This window comes from Dorea chungnamensis (assembly GCF_039832125.1).
Classification (GTDB): Bacteria; Bacillota; Clostridia; order Lachnospirales; family Lachnospiraceae; genus JAFBIX01.
The window spans coordinates 1-18,380 of sequence record NZ_JBDOHT010000014.1; the positions used below are offsets into that span (position 1 = coordinate 1).

The 18,380-nt window shown below is 41.3% G+C and carries 15 protein-coding genes; 10 read left to right on the top strand and 5 right to left on the bottom strand.

From position 1 onward, the window contains the following. Window positions 1–216 precede the first annotated feature (216 nt). Together hprK and ABE613_RS11835 are read left to right on the top strand one after the other, a co-directional pair. On the top strand, window positions 217–1,143 hold the full coding sequence (gene hprK, locus ABE613_RS11830) for an HPr(Ser) kinase/phosphatase (RefSeq protein ID WP_235231726.1): 927 nt from the start codon (window positions 217–219) through the stop codon (window positions 1,141–1,143). A gap of 13 nt (window positions 1,144–1,156) precedes the next feature. Continuing rightward, window positions 1,157–2,089, top strand: coding sequence for an ROK family glucokinase (locus tag ABE613_RS11835; protein ID WP_347376464.1), 933 nt, complete (start codon window positions 1,157–1,159; stop codon window positions 2,087–2,089). Window positions 2,090–2,177: 88 nt separating this feature from the next. Here the strand turns inward: ABE613_RS11835 and ABE613_RS11840 are convergent, their stop codons facing one another. Continuing rightward, window positions 2,178–4,694, bottom strand: a complete 2,517-nt coding sequence (locus tag ABE613_RS11840; RefSeq protein ID WP_347376465.1) for a transglycosylase domain-containing protein — start codon at window positions 4,692–4,694, stop codon at window positions 2,178–2,180. Between the two features lie 153 nt (window positions 4,695–4,847). Between ABE613_RS11840 and ABE613_RS11845 the strand changes: the two genes are divergently transcribed. Then, complete coding sequence (locus ABE613_RS11845) at window positions 4,848–5,513, top strand: YigZ family protein (protein ID WP_347376466.1); 666 nt, start codon at window positions 4,848–4,850, stop codon at window positions 5,511–5,513. 211 nt (window positions 5,514–5,724) lie between these two features. Here ABE613_RS11845 and hpf read toward each other — a convergent pair whose 3' ends face one another. The 4 genes from hpf to typA form a co-directional block, all read right to left on the bottom strand. Next, the gene (gene hpf, locus ABE613_RS11850) at window positions 5,725–6,261 is read right to left on the bottom strand and encodes a ribosome hibernation-promoting factor, HPF/YfiA family (protein ID WP_347376467.1); all 537 of its coding nucleotides are present in this window, start codon (window positions 6,259–6,261) and stop codon (window positions 5,725–5,727) included. Window positions 6,262–6,362: 101 nt separating this feature from the next. Beyond that, on the bottom strand, window positions 6,363–6,974 hold the full coding sequence (locus ABE613_RS11855; protein ID WP_235231719.1) for a transporter: 612 nt from the start codon (window positions 6,972–6,974) through the stop codon (window positions 6,363–6,365). Next, a complete protein-coding gene (locus ABE613_RS11860) occupies window positions 6,959–7,864 on the bottom strand; it encodes a phosphatase PAP2 family protein (protein ID WP_347376468.1) in 906 nt (301 codons plus the stop codon). The genes ABE613_RS11855 and ABE613_RS11860 overlap by 16 nt, the downstream gene beginning before the upstream one ends. Beyond that, a complete protein-coding gene (gene typA, locus ABE613_RS11865) occupies window positions 7,864–9,687 on the bottom strand; it encodes a translational GTPase TypA (RefSeq protein ID WP_347376469.1) in 1,824 nt (607 codons plus the stop codon). Before typA ends, ABE613_RS11860 begins: the two co-directional genes overlap by 1 nt. Before the next feature lie 197 nt (window positions 9,688–9,884). Between typA and ABE613_RS11870 the strand changes: the two genes are divergently transcribed. The 7 genes from ABE613_RS11870 (at window position 9,885) to secA (ending at window position 18,379) form a co-directional block, all read left to right on the top strand. Beyond that, entirely contained in the window at window positions 9,885–10,514 is a 630-nt protein-coding gene (locus ABE613_RS11870) for a single-stranded DNA-binding protein (RefSeq protein ID WP_235231715.1), read from the top strand. Window positions 10,515–10,598: 84 nt separating this feature from the next. Beyond that, a complete protein-coding gene (dapA, locus tag ABE613_RS11875; protein WP_347376470.1) occupies window positions 10,599–11,489 on the top strand; it encodes a 4-hydroxy-tetrahydrodipicolinate synthase in 891 nt (296 codons plus the stop codon). Between the two features lie 16 nt (window positions 11,490–11,505). Continuing rightward, entirely contained in the window at window positions 11,506–12,264 is a 759-nt protein-coding gene (dapB, locus tag ABE613_RS11880) for a 4-hydroxy-tetrahydrodipicolinate reductase (protein ID WP_235231712.1), read from the top strand. Between the two features lie 92 nt (window positions 12,265–12,356). Continuing rightward, complete coding sequence (locus ABE613_RS11885) at window positions 12,357–14,309, top strand: fructose-1,6-bisphosphatase (RefSeq protein WP_235231711.1); 1,953 nt, start codon at window positions 12,357–12,359, stop codon at window positions 14,307–14,309. A gap of 111 nt (window positions 14,310–14,420) precedes the next feature. Beyond that, window positions 14,421–14,759: a hypothetical protein gene (locus ABE613_RS11890; protein WP_235231710.1), complete on the top strand. Its 339-nt coding sequence runs from the start codon at window positions 14,421–14,423 to the stop codon at window positions 14,757–14,759. 138 nt (window positions 14,760–14,897) lie between these two features. Continuing rightward, window positions 14,898–15,710 carry a phosphoribosylformimino-5-aminoimidazole carboxamide ribotide isomerase gene (hisA, locus tag ABE613_RS11895; RefSeq protein ID WP_347376471.1) on the top strand — a complete coding sequence of 271 codons (813 nt, stop codon included), beginning with the start codon at window positions 14,898–14,900 and terminating at the stop codon, window positions 15,708–15,710. Window positions 15,711–15,811: 101 nt separating this feature from the next. Then, a complete protein-coding gene (gene secA / locus ABE613_RS11900) occupies window positions 15,812–18,379 on the top strand; it encodes a preprotein translocase subunit SecA (protein ID WP_235231707.1) in 2,568 nt (855 codons plus the stop codon). Window position 18,380 lies beyond the last annotated feature (1 nt).

An 18,380-nucleotide genomic window follows, 5' to 3' on the forward strand; every position in this document is an offset into this window, starting at 1 on the left:
CGAAACGTTATAAAACGCTATATATAAAAGTTAAAAATATAAAATAAAAAATGCTCGGAAGCCTTATTCTATAAAGCTTTCGAGCTATATCAGTTCATAACTAACTGCAAAAGTGTGGAACTCCCTTCTATGAATGAAAAATCAGCACAGGATGTCTATAACTTTTTTCACGAATATGATATAATAAAAAAATAATAATGCGTGGAGGAGAATAATATGGCTAGTAAAGTAGAATTAAAAAAGGTCGTAGAGAAGATGGACCTTAAGAATCTTACGCCAGACGTTGATGTTGAACATATTGCGATCGAGGTTCCGGATATTAATCGACCGGCTCTGCAACTTACAGGATATTTTGAACATTTTGACTCAGACCGTGTTCAATTGATTGGATATGTAGAGTATACTTTTTTGGAGAAGATGGAAGAGGAAAAACGCAAAGAGATTTATGAACAGTTTTTGTCTTATCAGCTTCCATGCGTCATCTTTTCGAGAAATCTGCAGCCTGAACCCATGTTTTTAGAGATGGCGAATCAATCACAGGTTCCGGTATTCGTAACAGAAAAGAAGACTTCTGAGTTTACTGCAGAGATTATTCGTTGGCTGAATGTGGAATTGGCTCCATGTATTTCCATTCACGGAGTGTTGGTAGATGTATATGGCGTTGGTGTCCTGATTATGGGAGAAAGTGGCATTGGCAAGAGTGAAGCAGCGCTTGAGTTGATTAAGCGCGGGCATCGTCTGGTCAGTGATGATGTGGTAGAGCTTCGCAAAGTCAGCGATGTGACTTTGGTCGGGTCAGCACCGGATATTACAAGACATTTTATTGAATTGCGTGGTATCGGTATTGTAGATGTTAAGACTTTATTTGGTGTACAGAGTGTAAGAGAGACTAAGAATATCGATCTTGTTATTACACTGGAGGATTGGAATAAAGAGAAACAATATGATCGTCTTGGCCTTGAGGAAGAGTACACAGAATTCCTTGGCAATAAGGTTTTATGTCATCAGATTCCAATTCGTCCGGGACGTAATCTTGCTATCATTGTTGAGACGGCCGCAATCAATCACAGACAGAAGAAGATGGGTTATAATGCGGCTCAGGAATTATATAAACGTGTACAAGAGAATTTAATAAAAAAATAGGAGGATATGGGAGATGAAATATTGTTTTGGAGTTGATATAGGGGGTACAACTGTAAAAATTGGACTTTTTAAAACAGATGGAGAACTCGTGGATAAATGGGAGATTAAGACTCGTACAGAGAATAAAGGAGAAGCAATTCTTCCGGACATAGCAGAATCTCTCAAGAAAAAGATGGAAGAAAAAGGAATTGAGGCTTCACAGATGAGTGGTATCGGAATAGGAGTACCGGCACCAGTGGATGATAATGGTGTTGTGCAGAATACAGCGAATCTCGGATGGGGCTATAAAGAAGTGAACCGTGAGATGGAAGAGTTGACCGGTCTTAAGGTTGCAGCAGGAAACGATGCGAACGTAGCTGCTCTTGGTGAGATGTGGCTGGGAGCTGGAAAAGGTCAGAAGAATATGATCATGGTTACACTGGGAACCGGTGTCGGCGGCGGAGTCATCGTCAATGGTCATCCGCTGGTAGGTGCTCATGGTGCAGGCGGAGAGATTGGTCATCTTTGTGTGAATTATGAGGAGACTGAACATTGTGGATGTGGAAAAACAGGTTGTCTGGAACAATATGCATCTGCTACAGGAATTGCAAGACTTGCGAAAAAACGTCTGGCAGCTGATGATGCAGCATCTTCTCTTAGAGATAAGAAAGAAATCAGCGCAAAGACAGTGTTCGATGCTCTGAAGGATGGAGATAAGGTCGCAGAAGAAATCGTAGAAGAGTTTGGCGTATACCTTGGACATGCAATGGCTAATCTTGCAGCAGTAGTAGATCCATCTGTAATCGTTATCGGTGGAGGTGTTTCTAAGGCTGGTGAGATTCTTCTTGACTATGTAGAGAAAAACTTCCAGGAAAAAGCATTCTTTGCTAATAAGAATACGGAGTTCGTTCTTGCAACACTCGGAAATGATGCAGGAATCTGTGGGGCAGCAAAGTTAATTCTTTAAAGACAGTAGATGAAATTTAATAAGATATGAATTAAAACAGCAGAATCAAGATTTTGATTCTGCTGTTTTATAATTTAAGAATTATCGCCTATTGGAGAGGAGCTTCACCACCACCGGTGTCTCCGCCGCCACCGCCTGGATCGGTCGGAGTTGTTGGGGTATCAGTACCGCCACCGCCTGGATCAGTCGGAGTTGTAGGAGTCGTTCCTGGATCTGTCTCGGTATTGTCACCATTCTCTTCGGTCTCTTCTTCTGGCTCTTCCGCCACATGTCCAGGACAGCTTTCCGTTGGCAGTGTATCCGTTGCAAAGTACTCAGTGATACCAGGACAATTTCCGGATACTGCTAATAGACCGGAGATAGAACATACGGTTTTCTGTTGAACGGAAGCAGGCATTGTGAATTCTTTAGTCTCTAGATTTGCATGAACTCTGCTCATAATGCTTTTCCAGATTCGGAAACGGAAATTCGTATCATAACTACATTCCTTATTATCGTCATAACCACCCCATACAGCGCAAGTATAATATGGGGTAAATCCACAGAACCATAAGTCCTTGTTAGAGGTTGTAGTACCTGTTTTTCCTGCAACTGGCATGTTTGGTAACTGGCAGGCAGTACCGGTACCGGAATTAACTACATCCTGCATAGCACTGGTCAAAAGTGCGGCGGTACTGTCTTTGATTACTGTACGAGTTTCGCCGGTTCCTTCCAGCAGTACGTTACCATCGTGATCAAGAATCTTAGTATATAAAGTAGGTGTATGATAGACACCGCCATTGGCAATTGTAGCATATGCGGCACACATTTCATAATTGTAGACACCTTCTGTAAGACCGCCAAGTGCAAGTGTCTGTGTAATGTCGCTGTAGATATCGCCATTGATTTCCTTGCTCTTTACCAGAGTAGAAATACCGAATTTTTCACAATATTCAAATCCAAGTTCCTGTGTGATCTCATCACTAAGCTTAACTGCGCATACGTTGATAGACCATGTAATAGCCTTGCGGATCGTTGTGTCTCCACCGTAACGCCCATTGGCATTTCTAAGCACCTGGCCGCCTTTTAAAGTATAAGGCTCATCTTTGATAACGGTAGCTAACGTCTTGCCGCAAGAATCTAAAGCAGGAGCATAAGCAGCAAGTATCTTAAAACAAGAACCAGGCTGACGTTTGGAACCTTTGTAAGCACGATTCAAGCCCAGGCTGGTTGATTTCTCACCGCGGCCTCCGACCATAGCTTTAATCTGTCCGGTAGACTGATCAATAATAGTAACAGAAGCCTGAGGCTGAGGAGAAATATTAACGACTTCATCGTAAGTATCGCCTTCCTGAGCAATGGTTGACTTCCATTCTTCAATCATAGCACGTGCTTCTTCTTCACTGGAATAGAGAAGTCCCTGTTCTTTTCCGTACGTATTCTTCACATATTGTTTGATATGACCGGAACTGTAGTTTTCCACACTTCCATCAGCTCTGGTAACAGTAAGTGCATAATCCAGTCCATATTCTTTTAGTCCGGGATAGTTTGCATCATTATTCATTTCCTCATCACAGATCTGTTGGATTTCTCTGTTCTGAGTAGAGTAGATGCTGAGACCTCCGCTGTATACAGCGTTGTAAGCCTGTGTTTCTGTATATCCAAGCTGTGTTTTTAAATCGTCAATCACTTGTTCTGTCAGGGCGTCTACAAAATAGCTATATGGATTTTCGTCCTGAGCAGCGCTATTTACCGTCTGGATTCGGGAATAGACATCATCTGCTTTAGCCTCGTCATAAGCAGCCTGATCTATATATCCTTGCTCCAACATGTTCTTCAGTACTTTATCTCTACGCTTAGAATTATCCTCTGGGTTTGTAATTGGGTTGTAGCCAGTAGGATTCTGAGTGATACCGGCAATTACGGCACATTCCGATAAGGTCAATTCATTGACGTCTTTATTAAAATAGCGCTTTGCAGCAGCCTGTACGCCCAGACAGTTCTGACCAAGGTTAATGGTATTCAGGTAACTCTCCATAATGGTGTCCTTGTCCATCTGCTTTTCGATCTGTAATGCCAGATACTGTTCCTGGATCTTACGCTGCAGCTTGTCATAGAATGTCTGCTCGTCCATGAAATTAGTAAATACATTATTTTTTATCAGCTGCTGTGTAATGGTACTTGCACCCTGGGAAAAATCACCGGAAGTAATTCCAATTACTGCAGCACGGGCAATACCTTGAAGGTCAATACCATTGTGCTCATAAAAACGTTCATCTTCGATTGCAACAAAGGCATGCTGCAGATCGACAGGTATTTCATCAATAGATTTGTATACACGGTTTGAACCGGAAGATACGAAACGTTCGATCTCTGTTGTACCATCATCCGCATACACGAAGGTAGTGAATCCTTTCGGTTTTACATCTTCGGGGGAGACTTTGGGGGTATCATCAATGATCTTTTTGACAAATACGCCAACTCCAATGACCCCGACGACCGATACGACTACCAGGCAGAGAAGAAATGCTTTAAAAAGCCGTACGCCTATTCTTTTCCCCTGCATGGTAGATTTGGACGTTATCTTTTTTTGCTTTTGCGAAGCTTTTTTCTTACCATAATTCATGCATTTAGGCCTCCTTCATACCCCGTTATTATACCAAATAACCAATCGTTAATAAAGAAAAAAATGAAAAGTTCATATTTCAGTAGGAAAATCTTAAGAAATTAGGTATAGTAATAGATAAGGATTATGTATTAGGTGTGAAAGGAAGACGATATGTTATCAGAATATAAGGCGGTATATCAAGGCGGAGAGGGAGAAATCGTGGAGAAAAAATCACGGTTTATTGCGACGGTAATTCCGGCCGGGTCAGAAGAAGAAGTATTGGCATTTATTGAATCAGTCAGAAAAAAATACTGGGATGCCAGACATCATTGCTTTGCTTATGTGATCGGAGAACGCAATGAACTTCAGCGGTGCAGTGATGACGGAGAGCCCAGCGGTACGGCGGGGAAACCCATGTTGGAGGTTCTGCTTGGAGAGGAGATTCATAATGTCGCCGTGGTAGTAACGAGGTATTTTGGAGGGACATTACTGGGAACCGGAGGGCTGGTCCGTGCATATTCAGCTGCAACTAAACAAGGCTTAGCCTCATCTGTGATTATAACCAAAATTTTGGGAGTTAAACTTTGTATTTCAACAGATTATACTGGATTAGGGAAAATTCAGTACATTTTAGGACAGAGAGGGCTTCAGATTCTGGATTCGGTATATACAGATAAAGTGGAATTAGAAGCGTTGATTCCAGAAGATGAGCTTGCAGCAGTGAAGGCGGAGATTACAGAAGGAACTAATGGACAGGCCATGATGCAAGAGGGAGAGTTTTGTTATTTTGCCAATATAGATGGGAATGTGCAAGTTTTGGAAATCCTGGAAAAATGAGGAGAACGCAATAAACCGAGATGCCACTGCGTTGCATCTCAGTCATGGCTGTCGCCATGAAAAGAGAGCAAAGTGAGGAGAACGCAATAAACCGAGATGCCACTGCGTTGCATCTCAGTCATGGCTGTCGCCATGAAAAAATAAAAAAAGAGGTTACCAGAGCATGAATGCTCTGGTAACCTCTTTTTTTATTTTTTTATTGCTTGTAGCTTTATAAAAATTCTGGTTCGATTAAGCCGTAGGTTCCATTTTTTCTTTTGTAAACTACGTTGACTTCATCTGTCTCTGCGTTGCAGAATACGTAGAAGTCATGTCCGAGAAGTTCCATCTGTACACATGCATCTTCAGGATACATTGGTTTGAATCCAAACTTTTTCGTACGGACGATCTTAATCTCGTTTTCATCCTCTGCAGTGTCTTCTGCGTCAATAAATTCCTGTTTGAAATTGCCGCCTTCCTGATGTCTTGCAATCAATTTGTTTTTATATTTGCGAAGCTGGCGTTCGATGACCTCCTCTACCAGATCAATAGAAACATACATATCATTGCTTTCCTGCTCAGAACGGATAATGTCACCCTTTACAGGGATGGTTACCTCGATTTTCTGACGCTCTTTCTGGATGCTCAATGTTACGTGAATCTCCGTGTCAGAAGTAAAATACCTCTCTAGTTTACCTAATTTGCTTTCAACGGATTCTCTTAAACCAGGTGTTACATCGATGTTTTTCCCAATAATGATAAACTTCATGCTGTCCAACTCCTTTTCGACATAATTTCAGAAGATTAGTCTGACAATTTACGACAAGACAAGTAATCTATCTGATATATGTAGTATAACACGTTTGAAGACTAATGTATAGCACGTATTACTTCAATTCTTGAAATTTTTCCATCATGTACTTTGGCAATACGAAGACCGACATTTGCAAAATAGACACATGCGCCGACATGACATCCTGTCTCGGTCTCCTCTAGCTTCTGCATGGTCACATCAAGCAAGGTCTCATGTTCCTTATAAGGGATGTGGATATTTAAGAGCTTATTAATAGATGATACTTTTGTGCTTGCCCGAAAAATGGTGGCCTCAGATATATCAAATTCACAGAAAAGGAACTTTCGTGTGGCAAACAATACTGCAATTGCACATACACCAATCAGGCTTCCCCAGATGGAAGAGTGATCAATGATAATCTGGCGGGCAATTGCGAAAAGCAATACTTCAAATACAGTGTTGGGAGTATGATAGTACATCATTCGAATCAACTCAACACCGATGATAAGGTTGAAGCAGGTTTCAAGAAGATCGTCATAGTTCGGCCAGATACTGAGATCAGGAATATTACCTAAGGAAGCAGCCATACGGATACATAAAAGAACGATTCCGATGGCCAGCATAATGGAAATAAAGAATTCCAGGATTTCAGTTATTCGTTTCAAAAAATTAGCTATATATTGCTGCATACATTTCTCCTTAATATTTTACTGAATATAAATGGATAGATAACAAGTACCCATAAAACCAGTATAAAATATTCTGCCATTTTTGCCAAGATGGAACTTCCAAAGATCGTGGAAAAGCCCTCTTTAATCAAAAGTGCAATGATCAGTCCAATGATTAGCTTCAGAATCTGTGTGACGATATTTCCGGTATGTGTATCGAAATTCATTTTTGTCCGTTCAATGTACCAGCCAATGGCGAATCCAAGGCCTGCACCGGCGGCTTTACAGCAGTCTGTGGCGTATTTTGTCTCAATTGTTCCATTGCTTTTCAGGACAAGAGCATAGGCAGCCACGGCAAATGACAAAAGTGCCAGAATGCTGGCAATCTGTTTCAGATAACGTGAATCATCCAGTAAAAATGTCTGAAATTTCCAGATAACAAGAGATACCAGAATAGAAATCAGCATAGATACCAATACATCTTTTGGAGTGTGGCATCCCAGATACATTCTGGAAAAACCGATAGACAAAAAGGCAAGGATGCAGAGAATTTTGCACCAAATATTTTGAGCCTTTAAAGCCAGTGGAAAAAACAGACAGGTGGCTCCTTGTGTGTGACCGCTTGGAAAAGAATATCCGGTCGCGCCTGGGACGGCGCTCTTTACAGCTGTAAAATCTGGATCCAGAATCCAGGGCCTTGGGATACGGAAAGTGATTTTCAGGGATTGAACACACAAGCCGGCAGTAAAGTACGTAAATCCCAGGAGATAAGCAAAGCGCTTATCCGCGCACCAGTAAAGTACGCAGATAACCGCTATGATAATCAGTTCCTGGCCAAAATAAGTGATTAGTTGCATCAATTTATCTAAGAAAGGAGTGCGAATTCCTTCCAACAGCCATAAAAATGTCATTATTTATTTCCTCGTTTTCTCATCTTAGGATCTAAGATCTTTTTGCGGATTCTAAGGGCTTTTGGAGTTACTTCCAGTAATTCATCGGTATCAATAAAGTCAAGTGCTTCTTCCAGACTAAGGATTTTTGGTGGTGTCAGGCGAAGTGCTTCGTCTGCACTGGAAGAACGAGTGTTGGTAAGATGTTTGGTCTTACATACATTGACTTCGATATCATCGGTCTTTGCATTTTCTCCGATAACCATACCGGAATATACTTTTTCTCCAGGTCCGATAAAGAGGACACCACGCTCCTGAGCACTGAATAATCCATAAGTGACAGATTCTCCGGTCTCATAAGCAATCAGAGAACCTTGTTTACGATACTGAATATCACCTTTATATGGAGCATATCCATCAAAAGCCGTATTCATAATACCATTTCCTTTGGTATCTGTTAAAAATTCACCGCGGTAACCAATCAATCCACGGGCTGGAATTCGGAATTCCAGACGGGTATAACCGCCATTGGAGGCTCCCATATTCTGCAATTCACCTTTTCTTTGACTGAGTTTATCGATAACAGTACCGGTGAATTCATCTGGGACATCAATGTAAGCTGCCTCCATAGGTTCTAGTAATTTACCGTTCTCATCTTTTTTATACAGAACCTCAGCCTTGCTGACTGCAAATTCGTATCCTTCACGGCGCATATTTTCGATTAATACAGACAGATGCAGCTCGCCACGTCCAGATACTTTAAAACTGTCGGTGTTGTCCATTTCTTCAACTCGAAGGCTGACATCTGTGTTTAATTCTCGGAACAGACGGTCACGTAAGTGGCGGGAAGTCACATATTTTCCTTCCAGACCTGCAAATGGACTGTCATTTACAATAAATTGCATTGCGATTGTAGGTTCTGAAATCTTCTGAAAAGGAATTGCTTTTGGATTTTCAGGAGAACAGATCGTATCTCCGATAGAAATGTCGGAGATTCCAGAAATAGCAACAATAGATCCAATCGTAGCTTCCTTTACCTCTACTTTATTCAGACCGTCAAATTCATATAGTTTGCTGATACGGACTTTTTCCTGACGTTCTGGATCATGTTCATTTACAACAATGGCATCCATACCAACTCTGATCGTACCGTTATCTACTTTTCCGACGCCGATACGACCTACATATTCGTTATAATCAATGGTGCTGATCAGTACTTGTGTGTCTGCATCAGGATCTCCTTCCGGTGCAGGAATGTAACTTAAAATGGTCTCGAAGAGAGGCTTCATGTCACGCTCTTCATCGGTCAGATCCAATACAGCAACGCCTGCTTTAGCAGATGCATAGACGAAAGGACAGTCAAGTTGTTCATCAGAAGCATCAAGATCCATGAATAATTCTAAGACCTCGTCAATAACTTCATCAGGTCTTGCTTCTGGACGGTCAATCTTGTTGATACAAACGATTACTGGCAGATCTAATTCCAGAGCCTTGCGCAGTACGAATTTGGTCTGCGGCATGGCACCTTCAAAAGCATCAACTACCAGAACGACACCATTTACCATTTTTAAGACACGTTCTACTTCGCCGCCGAAGTCGGCATGCCCAGGGGTGTCAATGATGTTGATTTTTGTATTTTTATAATATACGGCAGTGTTCTTGGAAAGAATCGTAATTCCACGTTCTCTTTCGATATCGTTAGAGTCCATGACGCGCTCTTCTACTTCCTGGTTTTCTCGGAATACACCGCTTTGTTTTAAAAGTTCATCTACTAATGTTGTTTTACCATGGTCGACATGGGCGATAATGGCTATATTACGTACATCTTCACGTTTTGTATTCATACCAATCTTCCTTTTCTCTACCTATTAATATATGCAACTTCATTAGTTTATCACATTTCGAAAAATTTACAAGTATTTTAGTTCTAAAATAGTAACTCCCTTCATAGACTATGTAATGACCCTGCAAAACTATGGGAATTTTCGCAGGATGCTTGACAACTCAAAATACGATTCAGAGGAAGGGAGATTGTAAAATTATGTCAGATAAGATTATTGAAAACAACCAGGTAACGATTATGGGAGAGATTGCATCACCTTTTACATTCAGCCATGAGGTGTACGGAGAGGGCTTTTATATGGTGGATGTTAATGTAAAACGTCTCAGTAATTCGGAAGACCGGATTCCGCTTATGATCTCAGAACGCCTGATTGATGTGACGCAGGATTATACGGGAGAATTCATTATGGTAAGTGGACAGTTCCGCTCTTATAACAGACATGATGAACAAAAGAACCGTCTGGTTCTGTCGGTGTTTGTAAGAGAAGCAGAATTTATTGATGAGGAACTGGATGGAGCAAAGACGAATAATATTTTTCTGGATGGCTATATCTGTAAATTGCCAGTGTATCGAAAGACACCACTTGGAAGAGAGATTGCAGACCTGTTGCTGGCTGTCAACCGGCCATATGGCAAATCAGATTACATACCATGTATTTGTTGGGGAAGAAATGCAAGATTTGCTTCGGCTTTTGAAGTTGGTGAGCATGTTCAGATTATTGGACGGATTCAGAGTAGGGAATATATTAAGAAACTGACGGAGACAGAGACTGAGAAAAGAACGGCATATGAAGTATCTGTCAGCAAGCTGGAATGTCTGGAAGATTAAGAATCCGGCAGAGACTTTCATTGACATCATATTTGATTGATGATAGAATTTCAATAGATTATTATGAAAGTCAGGAGGATTACTATGTCTATTTTTACAGGTGCCGGCGTGGCAATCGTCACACCATTTAATGAAGATGAAAGTATTAATTATGATAAACTGGATGAATTAATTGATTATCACTGTGCAAATGGAACAGACAGCATTGTTATCTGCGGAACGACCGGAGAGTCTGCTACTATGACAGAAGAGGAACATGCAGAGTGCGTCAGATTCACGATTGAAAGAGCAAAAGGAAGAATTCCGGTGATTGCGGGAACAGGTTCTAACTGCACAAGAACAGCAATTGAATTGTCTAAGGATGCGGCAGAACATGGAGCAGATGGTCTTTTGCTTGTAACACCTTATTACAATAAGGCAACTCAGGCAGGATTGATTGCTCACTATACGGCTGTGGCAAAAGAGGTAAAAACTCCGATTATCATGTATAGTGTTGCCAGCAGAACTGGTTGTAATATTGAACCGGCAACAGTGGCAGAACTCGTAAAAAATGTTGATAATATCGTAGGAGTAAAAGAAGCTTCCGGTAATATATCACAGGTGGCAAAGATCATGTCTCTGACAGATGGCAACATTGATCTGTATTCTGGAAATGATGACCAGATTGTACCGTTACTTTCTCTTGGGGCAAAAGGTGTCATTTCTGTTCTCTCTAATGTTGCGCCACAGGAGACACATGATATCTGTGCAAAGTTCTTTGAAGGGGATGTGGCAGGAAGCGCAGCACTTCAGTTAAAGGCAATTCCGTTGATTGAACAGTTATTCTGTGAAGTTAATCCGATCCCGGTTAAAAAAGCAATGGCATTGATGGGCAAGGATTGCGGACCGCTTCGTATGCCGTTGACAGAACTGACTCCAGAGCATGAGAAGGCTTTGGCACAGGCGATGAAGGATTTTGGAATTCAATTGGCATAAGGCAGGAGGACAGAAGATGATACGCGCAATTATGCATGGATGCAATGGCAGAATGGGGCAGGTGATCACAGGCCTTGTCAAAGCAGATGAAGCAATAGAATTTGTGGCAGGAGTTGATACATATACCGGTCTTGCTAATGATTATCCGGTATTTGACAGCATTGAAAAATGTGATGTAAAAGCAGATGTTATCATTGATTTTTCCAATGCCGCAGCTGCAGATGGACTTCTTGATTATTGTGTGAAGAAGCAGATACCGGTGGTTTTATGTACAACCGGACTGTCTGAGGAGCAGCTGGCAAAAGTAGAAGAAGCGTCTAAAAAGGTTGCAGTTTTGAAGTCGGCAAATATGTCGCTGGGGATCAATCTGCTTATGAAACTTTTAAAAGATGCAACGAAAGTACTGGCACCGGCAGGATTTGATATTGAACTGGTGGAAAAGCATCATAACCAGAAACTGGATGCACCGAGTGGAACCGCACTTGCACTGGCTGATTCTATTAATGAATCAATGAATAATGAATATACTTATGTGTATGACAGAAGTCAGGTGCGCAAGAAACGTGATCAGAAAGAGATTGGGATCTCGGCTGTTCGTGGCGGAACAATTGTCGGGGATCATGAAGTGATCTACGCAGGGGCTGATGAAGTTATCGAATTCAAGCATACTGCTTATTCAAAAGCTGTGTTTGGAAAAGGTGCAGTTGAAGCAGCCAAATTCCTTGCTGGAAAACCAGCTGGAAGATACGATATGTCCGATGTAATTCAGTTCTAGAGGAACTGTATTATAAATTTACTGGGAACGGATAACCCACATGGAGAGGTTTTGATTTCCTAGCGAGCGAAGCGAGCAAAATGGAGGATTTTATGAAAGAGTTAGAGGTACGTTATTTAGAAAGACTTTCTCAACTTTATCCAACCATCGCTAAAGCGTCGACAGAGATTATTAACTTACAGGCGATTCTGAATTTGCCGAAAGGCACAGAGCATTTTCTTACGGATATTCATGGGGAATATGAGGCATTTTCTCATGTATTGAAGAATGGCTCTGGTTCCGTGCGCCGTAAAATCGACGATGTATTCGGGAATACTATGAGTAGTAAGGATAAACAGACCCTTGCTACTCTTATTTATTATCCGAAAGAAAAGATGGATCGGATCAAGAAGGAAGAAGAGAACATGGAAGACTGGTATAAGATTACTCTGTATCGGTTGATTGAGATCTGCAAATGTGCGGCAAGTAAATATACACGGTCAAAAGTCAGAAAAGCATTGCCGGCAGATTTTGCTTATGTAATTGAAGAATTGATTACGGAAAAGGCGGATATCAGCGATAAGGAATCTTATTACAATGCAATCGTAAGTACGATTATCAGAATAGGAAGAGCAGAAGAATTTATTATTGCTTTGAGCGAACTGATTCAGCGGTTAACGGTGGATCATCTGCATATTGTTGGGGATATTTTCGACAGAGGTCCAGGACCACATATTATCATGGATAAATTAATGGAGTATCACTCTATTGATATTCAATGGGGAAATCATGATGTGTTGTGGATGGGAGCTGCAGCAGGGCAGAGAGGCTGCATTGCCAATGTGATCCGAATCTGTGCGAGATATGGAAATCTGGACATTTTGGAAGATGCATATGGAATCAATCTGCTTCCGCTTGCAACCTTTGCACTGAATGTATATAAGGATGATCCGTGTGAATGTTTTCAGCTGAAGGCTGATTCCGGACATACACCAGGCGAGAAACTGATGAATATCAAGATGCATAAGGCAATTTCAATCATTCAGTTCAAAGTGGAAGGACAGATTATCAAGAAGAATCCGGGATTTAAGATGGAAAAGAGAAATCTTTTGCATCATATTGATTATGAAGCTGGAACGATTGAATTGGATGGTAAGACATATGAACTTCTGGACAAGAATTTCCCGACGATTGATCCGAAGAAACCTTATGCGCTGACGAAAGAAGAAGAAGATATTATGGAAAGACTGGAGCGGGCTTTCCTGAATTGTGAAAAGTTACAGCGCCATATGAGGTTCCTGTTGAATAAAGGTGGATTATATAAAGTATATAATAACAATCTTCTGTATCATGGATGTGTTCCTCTGAATGAAGATGGCAGCTTGAAAAATGTTCGTATCTATGGGCATTCCTATAAAGGAAAAGGCTTGTATGAGGTTCTGGAAAGCTATGTCCGCAAAGGATTCTATGCGTTGGATGGCAAAGAAAAGGAACGTGGTAAGGATATGATGTGGTATATCTGGCTGAGTGAAAATTCTCCGTTATTCGGCAAGGATAAGATGGCAACCTTTGAACGATATTTCCTTGCGGAAAAAGAGACACATAAAGAGAAGAAGAATCCATATTATTGTCTGTTAGAGAATGAAAAAGTTGTGGATAGGATCATGGATGAATTCGGACTCCAGAATGAATGCAGACATATTATTAACGGACATGTGCCGGTGAAGACGAAGAATGGAGAGAGTCCGATCAAATGTGGCGGTAAAGTGCTGGTCATTGACGGAGGATTTTCCAGAGCATACCAAAAAGAAACCGGAATTGCCGGATATACACTGATCTATAATTCTTATGGTCTGATTCTTGCGGCCCATGAGCCGTTCGAGTCAACCGAGGCGGCAATTGAAAAGGAAAGTGATATTCATTCAGACAGTATTGTCGTAAAAAGAGTATTGGAACGGAAACTGGTAGGGGATACAGATATCGGAAAAGATCTGAAGGAACAGATTGAAGATCTGGAGTGTCTGTTGGAAGCTTATCGAAGTGGTAAAATTGCAGAACGTTTATAATGTAAAAATATCCCAGTCAGAAAAAAGTATAGAATTCTATGATTTGCAAATATTACTAGCAACAAGTAATACTTGATTATAGATGAATATACATGAAAGGGAGATTAAGACATGAAACAGTTCAAAAAATTAGTATTGATTCTTATGTGTACTGGAGTGATGATGGGAATAACTGCATGTGGCAGCAATGGAAACGCAGATGATAATGCGGCAAATAACAACGCAGCGACAGATCAGAACAATACGACCAACGGTGCAACAGATGGTACCACGTATGATAACAATAATAATGGAGTTGCCGATGAGATTGGTGATGATATCCGTGACGGTGTAGATGATGTGGGAGATGCGCTGAATGGAAATGGAACCAACGAAAACGGAAACAATACGAATGACAATGTCAATAACACAAACGACAATGTCAATAATAATACAACAGAAAAACGATAGTGTATTCAATCAGCAGGACATGTAATGTGCCCTGCTGATTTGCTAAAATCAGAGATTTTATGATCATATATAGTTTTTTTTGCTTTAGTGTGATAAAATATCACGATAAGAATGATATTTGCGAGGAGATACATAAGTATGAGATTCAGACCATGTATTGACATACACAATGGAAAAGTAAAACAGATCGTAGGCGGTAGCCTGACGGATGAAAACGATCAGGCGGTTGAGAATTTTTCCGCTGTTCAGGATACGGATTATTTTGCACGTTTGTACCGAAAGGATGGATTAAAAGGTGGACATGTGATTCTTCTGAATCCGCCGTCTTCCCAATACTATGAACAGACAAAAGTACAGGCTCTGAAGGCGCTGGAGGCATATCCTGGAGGACTTCAGATTGGCGGTGGCATTACTTCTGAGAATGCAGAAGAATATATCGGTGCAGGTGCAAGTCATGTCATTGTGACTTCTTATGTATTCCAGGATGGAATCATCCGATGGGACCGAATGGATAGCTTACGCAGAACTGTCGGAAAAGAGCATGTTGTCATTGATCTGAGTTGCCGGAAAAGGGATGGGGAATATTATATAGTGACAAACCGATGGCAGACATTTACACAGGTAAAACTGGATCCGGAAGTGTTATATAGAATCGCAGAATATTGTGATGAATTTCTGGTACATGGAGTAGATGTAGAAGGAAAAGCTTCCGGCGTGGAAGAGGAACTGATTGCGATCTTATGCAGCCAAGATCAGATCCCCATCACATATGCAGGTGGAATCGGAAGCCTGGAGGATCTGAAGCATTTTCAGATGATTTCCAAGGGGAAACTGGACTTTACCATTGGAAGTGCGTTGGATCTGTTTGGAGGGAAGATACCTTATCAGACGGTGAAGCACTTTAGTTGTCAGGAATCCGAAGAGAGTTGCAGGAAAATTAACAGTTTGTAAATACTTTATGAATTTGTTGAATTGAAATATAGATAGTGTTAGAATGAGGGATAGAGTGGTCATATTATGACCAAATGAATGACAAGGAGCATTAAGTCAATATGGGTTTAATACAGAAAATTTTCGGAACACATAGTGAAAATGAATTAAAGAGAATCTATCCAATCGTGGATGCAATCGAGGCGCTGGAGCCAGAGATGCAGAAGCTTTCGGACAGCGAATTAAAAGATAAGACCAGAGAATTTAAGGAAAGGCTTGCAGGCGGAGAGACATTGGATGATATCCTTCCGGAAGCGTTTGCAGTCGTAAGAGAAGCTGCTTACCGTTCTCTTGGTATGAAGCATTACCGTGTACAGTTGATCGGAGGTATTATTCTTCATCAGGGACGTATCGCGGAGATGAAGACCGGTGAAGGAAAGACTCTGGTATCGACATTGCCGGCATATCTGAATGCGTTGACCGGCGAAGGTGTAAATATTGTCACTGTCAACGATTATCTGGCAAAGCGTGATGCGGAATGGATGGGAAAAGTACATGAATTTCTTGGCCTTACCGTAGGTGTTGTATTGAATGGCATGGATAATGATGAACGCCGTGCTGCTTATAATTGCGATATCACATATGTCACGAACAATGAGCTTGGTTTTGATTATCTGAGAGATAATATGGTCATTTACAAGGAACAACTGGTACAGAGGGGATTGAAGTATGCCATTATCGATGAAGTAGACTCTGTGTTGATCGATGAAGCCAGGACTCCGTTGATCATATCAGGACAGAGTGGAAAATCTACTAGGCTCTATGATGCATGTGATATTCTGGCACGTCAGCTGGAACGTGGCGAGGCAAGCGGAGAGTTCACCAAGATGAATGCCATCATGGGAGAAGATATTGAAGAAACAGGCGATTTTATCGTTAATGAAAAGGAGAAGAATATCAACCTGACAGAAGATGGTGTGAAGAAGGTTGAGCAGTTCTTCCATATTGATAACCTTGCTGATCCGGAAAATCTTGAGATTCAGCACAATATTATTCTTGCACTTCGCGCTCATAACCTGATGTTCAGAGATAAGGATTATGTAGTAAAAGATGACGAAGTCCTGATCGTAGATGAGTTTACCGGACGTATAATGCCGGGACGTCGTTATTCCGACGGACTTCATCAGGCAATTGAAGCAAAAGAACATGTAAAAGTAAGAAGAGAAAGCAAGACTCTGGCTACCATTACTTTCCAGAATCTGTTTAATAAATTCGCCAAGAAGGCAGGTATGACTGGTACTGCTCTGACAGAAGAACAGGAATTCCGTCAGATCTATGGCATGGATGTTATTGAGATTCCAACCAATGTCCCGGTTATTCGAAAGGACCTTGAAGATGCGGTATATAAGACACAAAAAGAAAAATTTAAGGCAGTATGTGATGCCATTGAAGAGGCACATGCAAGGCATCAGCCTGTACTTGTAGGTACCATTACGATTGAGAATTCTGAATTATTGAGTGGCATGTTAAAAAGACGTGGCATTAAACATAACGTGTTGAATGCGAAGTTCCATGAGATGGAAGCTGAGATCGTTGCCCAGGCAGGTGTCCATGATGCTGTAACGATTGCAACTAACATGGCAGGTCGTGGTACAGATATTAAACTGGATGAAGAAGCAAGAGAAGCTGGAGGATTGAAGATTATTGGTACGGAACGTCATGAATCCAGACGAATTGACAATCAGCTGCGCGGACGTTCCGGACGTCAGGGAGATCCGGGAGAGTCCCGTTTCTATATTTCGCTGGAAGATGATCTGATGCGTCTGTTCGGATCTGAAAGATTGATGAGTGTATTTACTACCCTGGGAGTAGAAGAAGGAGAACAGATTGAGCATAAGATGCTGTCCAGTGCAATTGAAAAAGCACAGCAGAAGATAGAAAGCAATAACTTTGGGATTCGTAAGAATCTGTTAGAATATGATCAGGTCATGAATGAGCAGAGAGAGATCATCTATGAAGAGAGACGACGTGTTCTGGATGGTGAGAACATGCGTGATTCTATCTTCCATATGATCAATGATTATGTGGAGAATATTGTAGATATGGTCATCAGTGCTGATCAGGATTATGATGAGTGGAATCTTGCAGAGTTAAATCTTACCATTCATAATACGATCCCGATGGCGCCTGTTACAGAAGAAGATGTCAAAGACATAAGCCAGAAAGCGTTGAAGCATCTTTTGAAAGAGCGTGCTACAAAGGCATATGAAGCCAAGGAATCTGAATTCCCGGAACCAGAGCATATTCGTGAAATCGAACGTGTTATTCTGCTTAAAGTCATAGATGCAAAATGGATGGATCATATTGACGATATGGATCAGCTGCGTCAAGGAATCGGCCTTCAGGCCTATGGACAGAGAGATCCAAAAGTAGAATATAAGATGATTGGGTACGACATGTTCGATCATATGACAAAGAGTATCACGGAAGATACGATTCGCGCGCTGTTCCATGTGAAAATTGAACAGAAGGTAGAGAGAGAACAGGTAGCGAAGGTAACTGGAACCAATAAGGATGAAAGTGCTGTTCGTGCTCCTAAGAAGCGTGCAGAGAAGAAAGTATATCCGAATGATCCATGTCCATGCGGAAGTGGAAAGAAGTACAAGCAGTGTTGTGGACGTAAAAAATAGA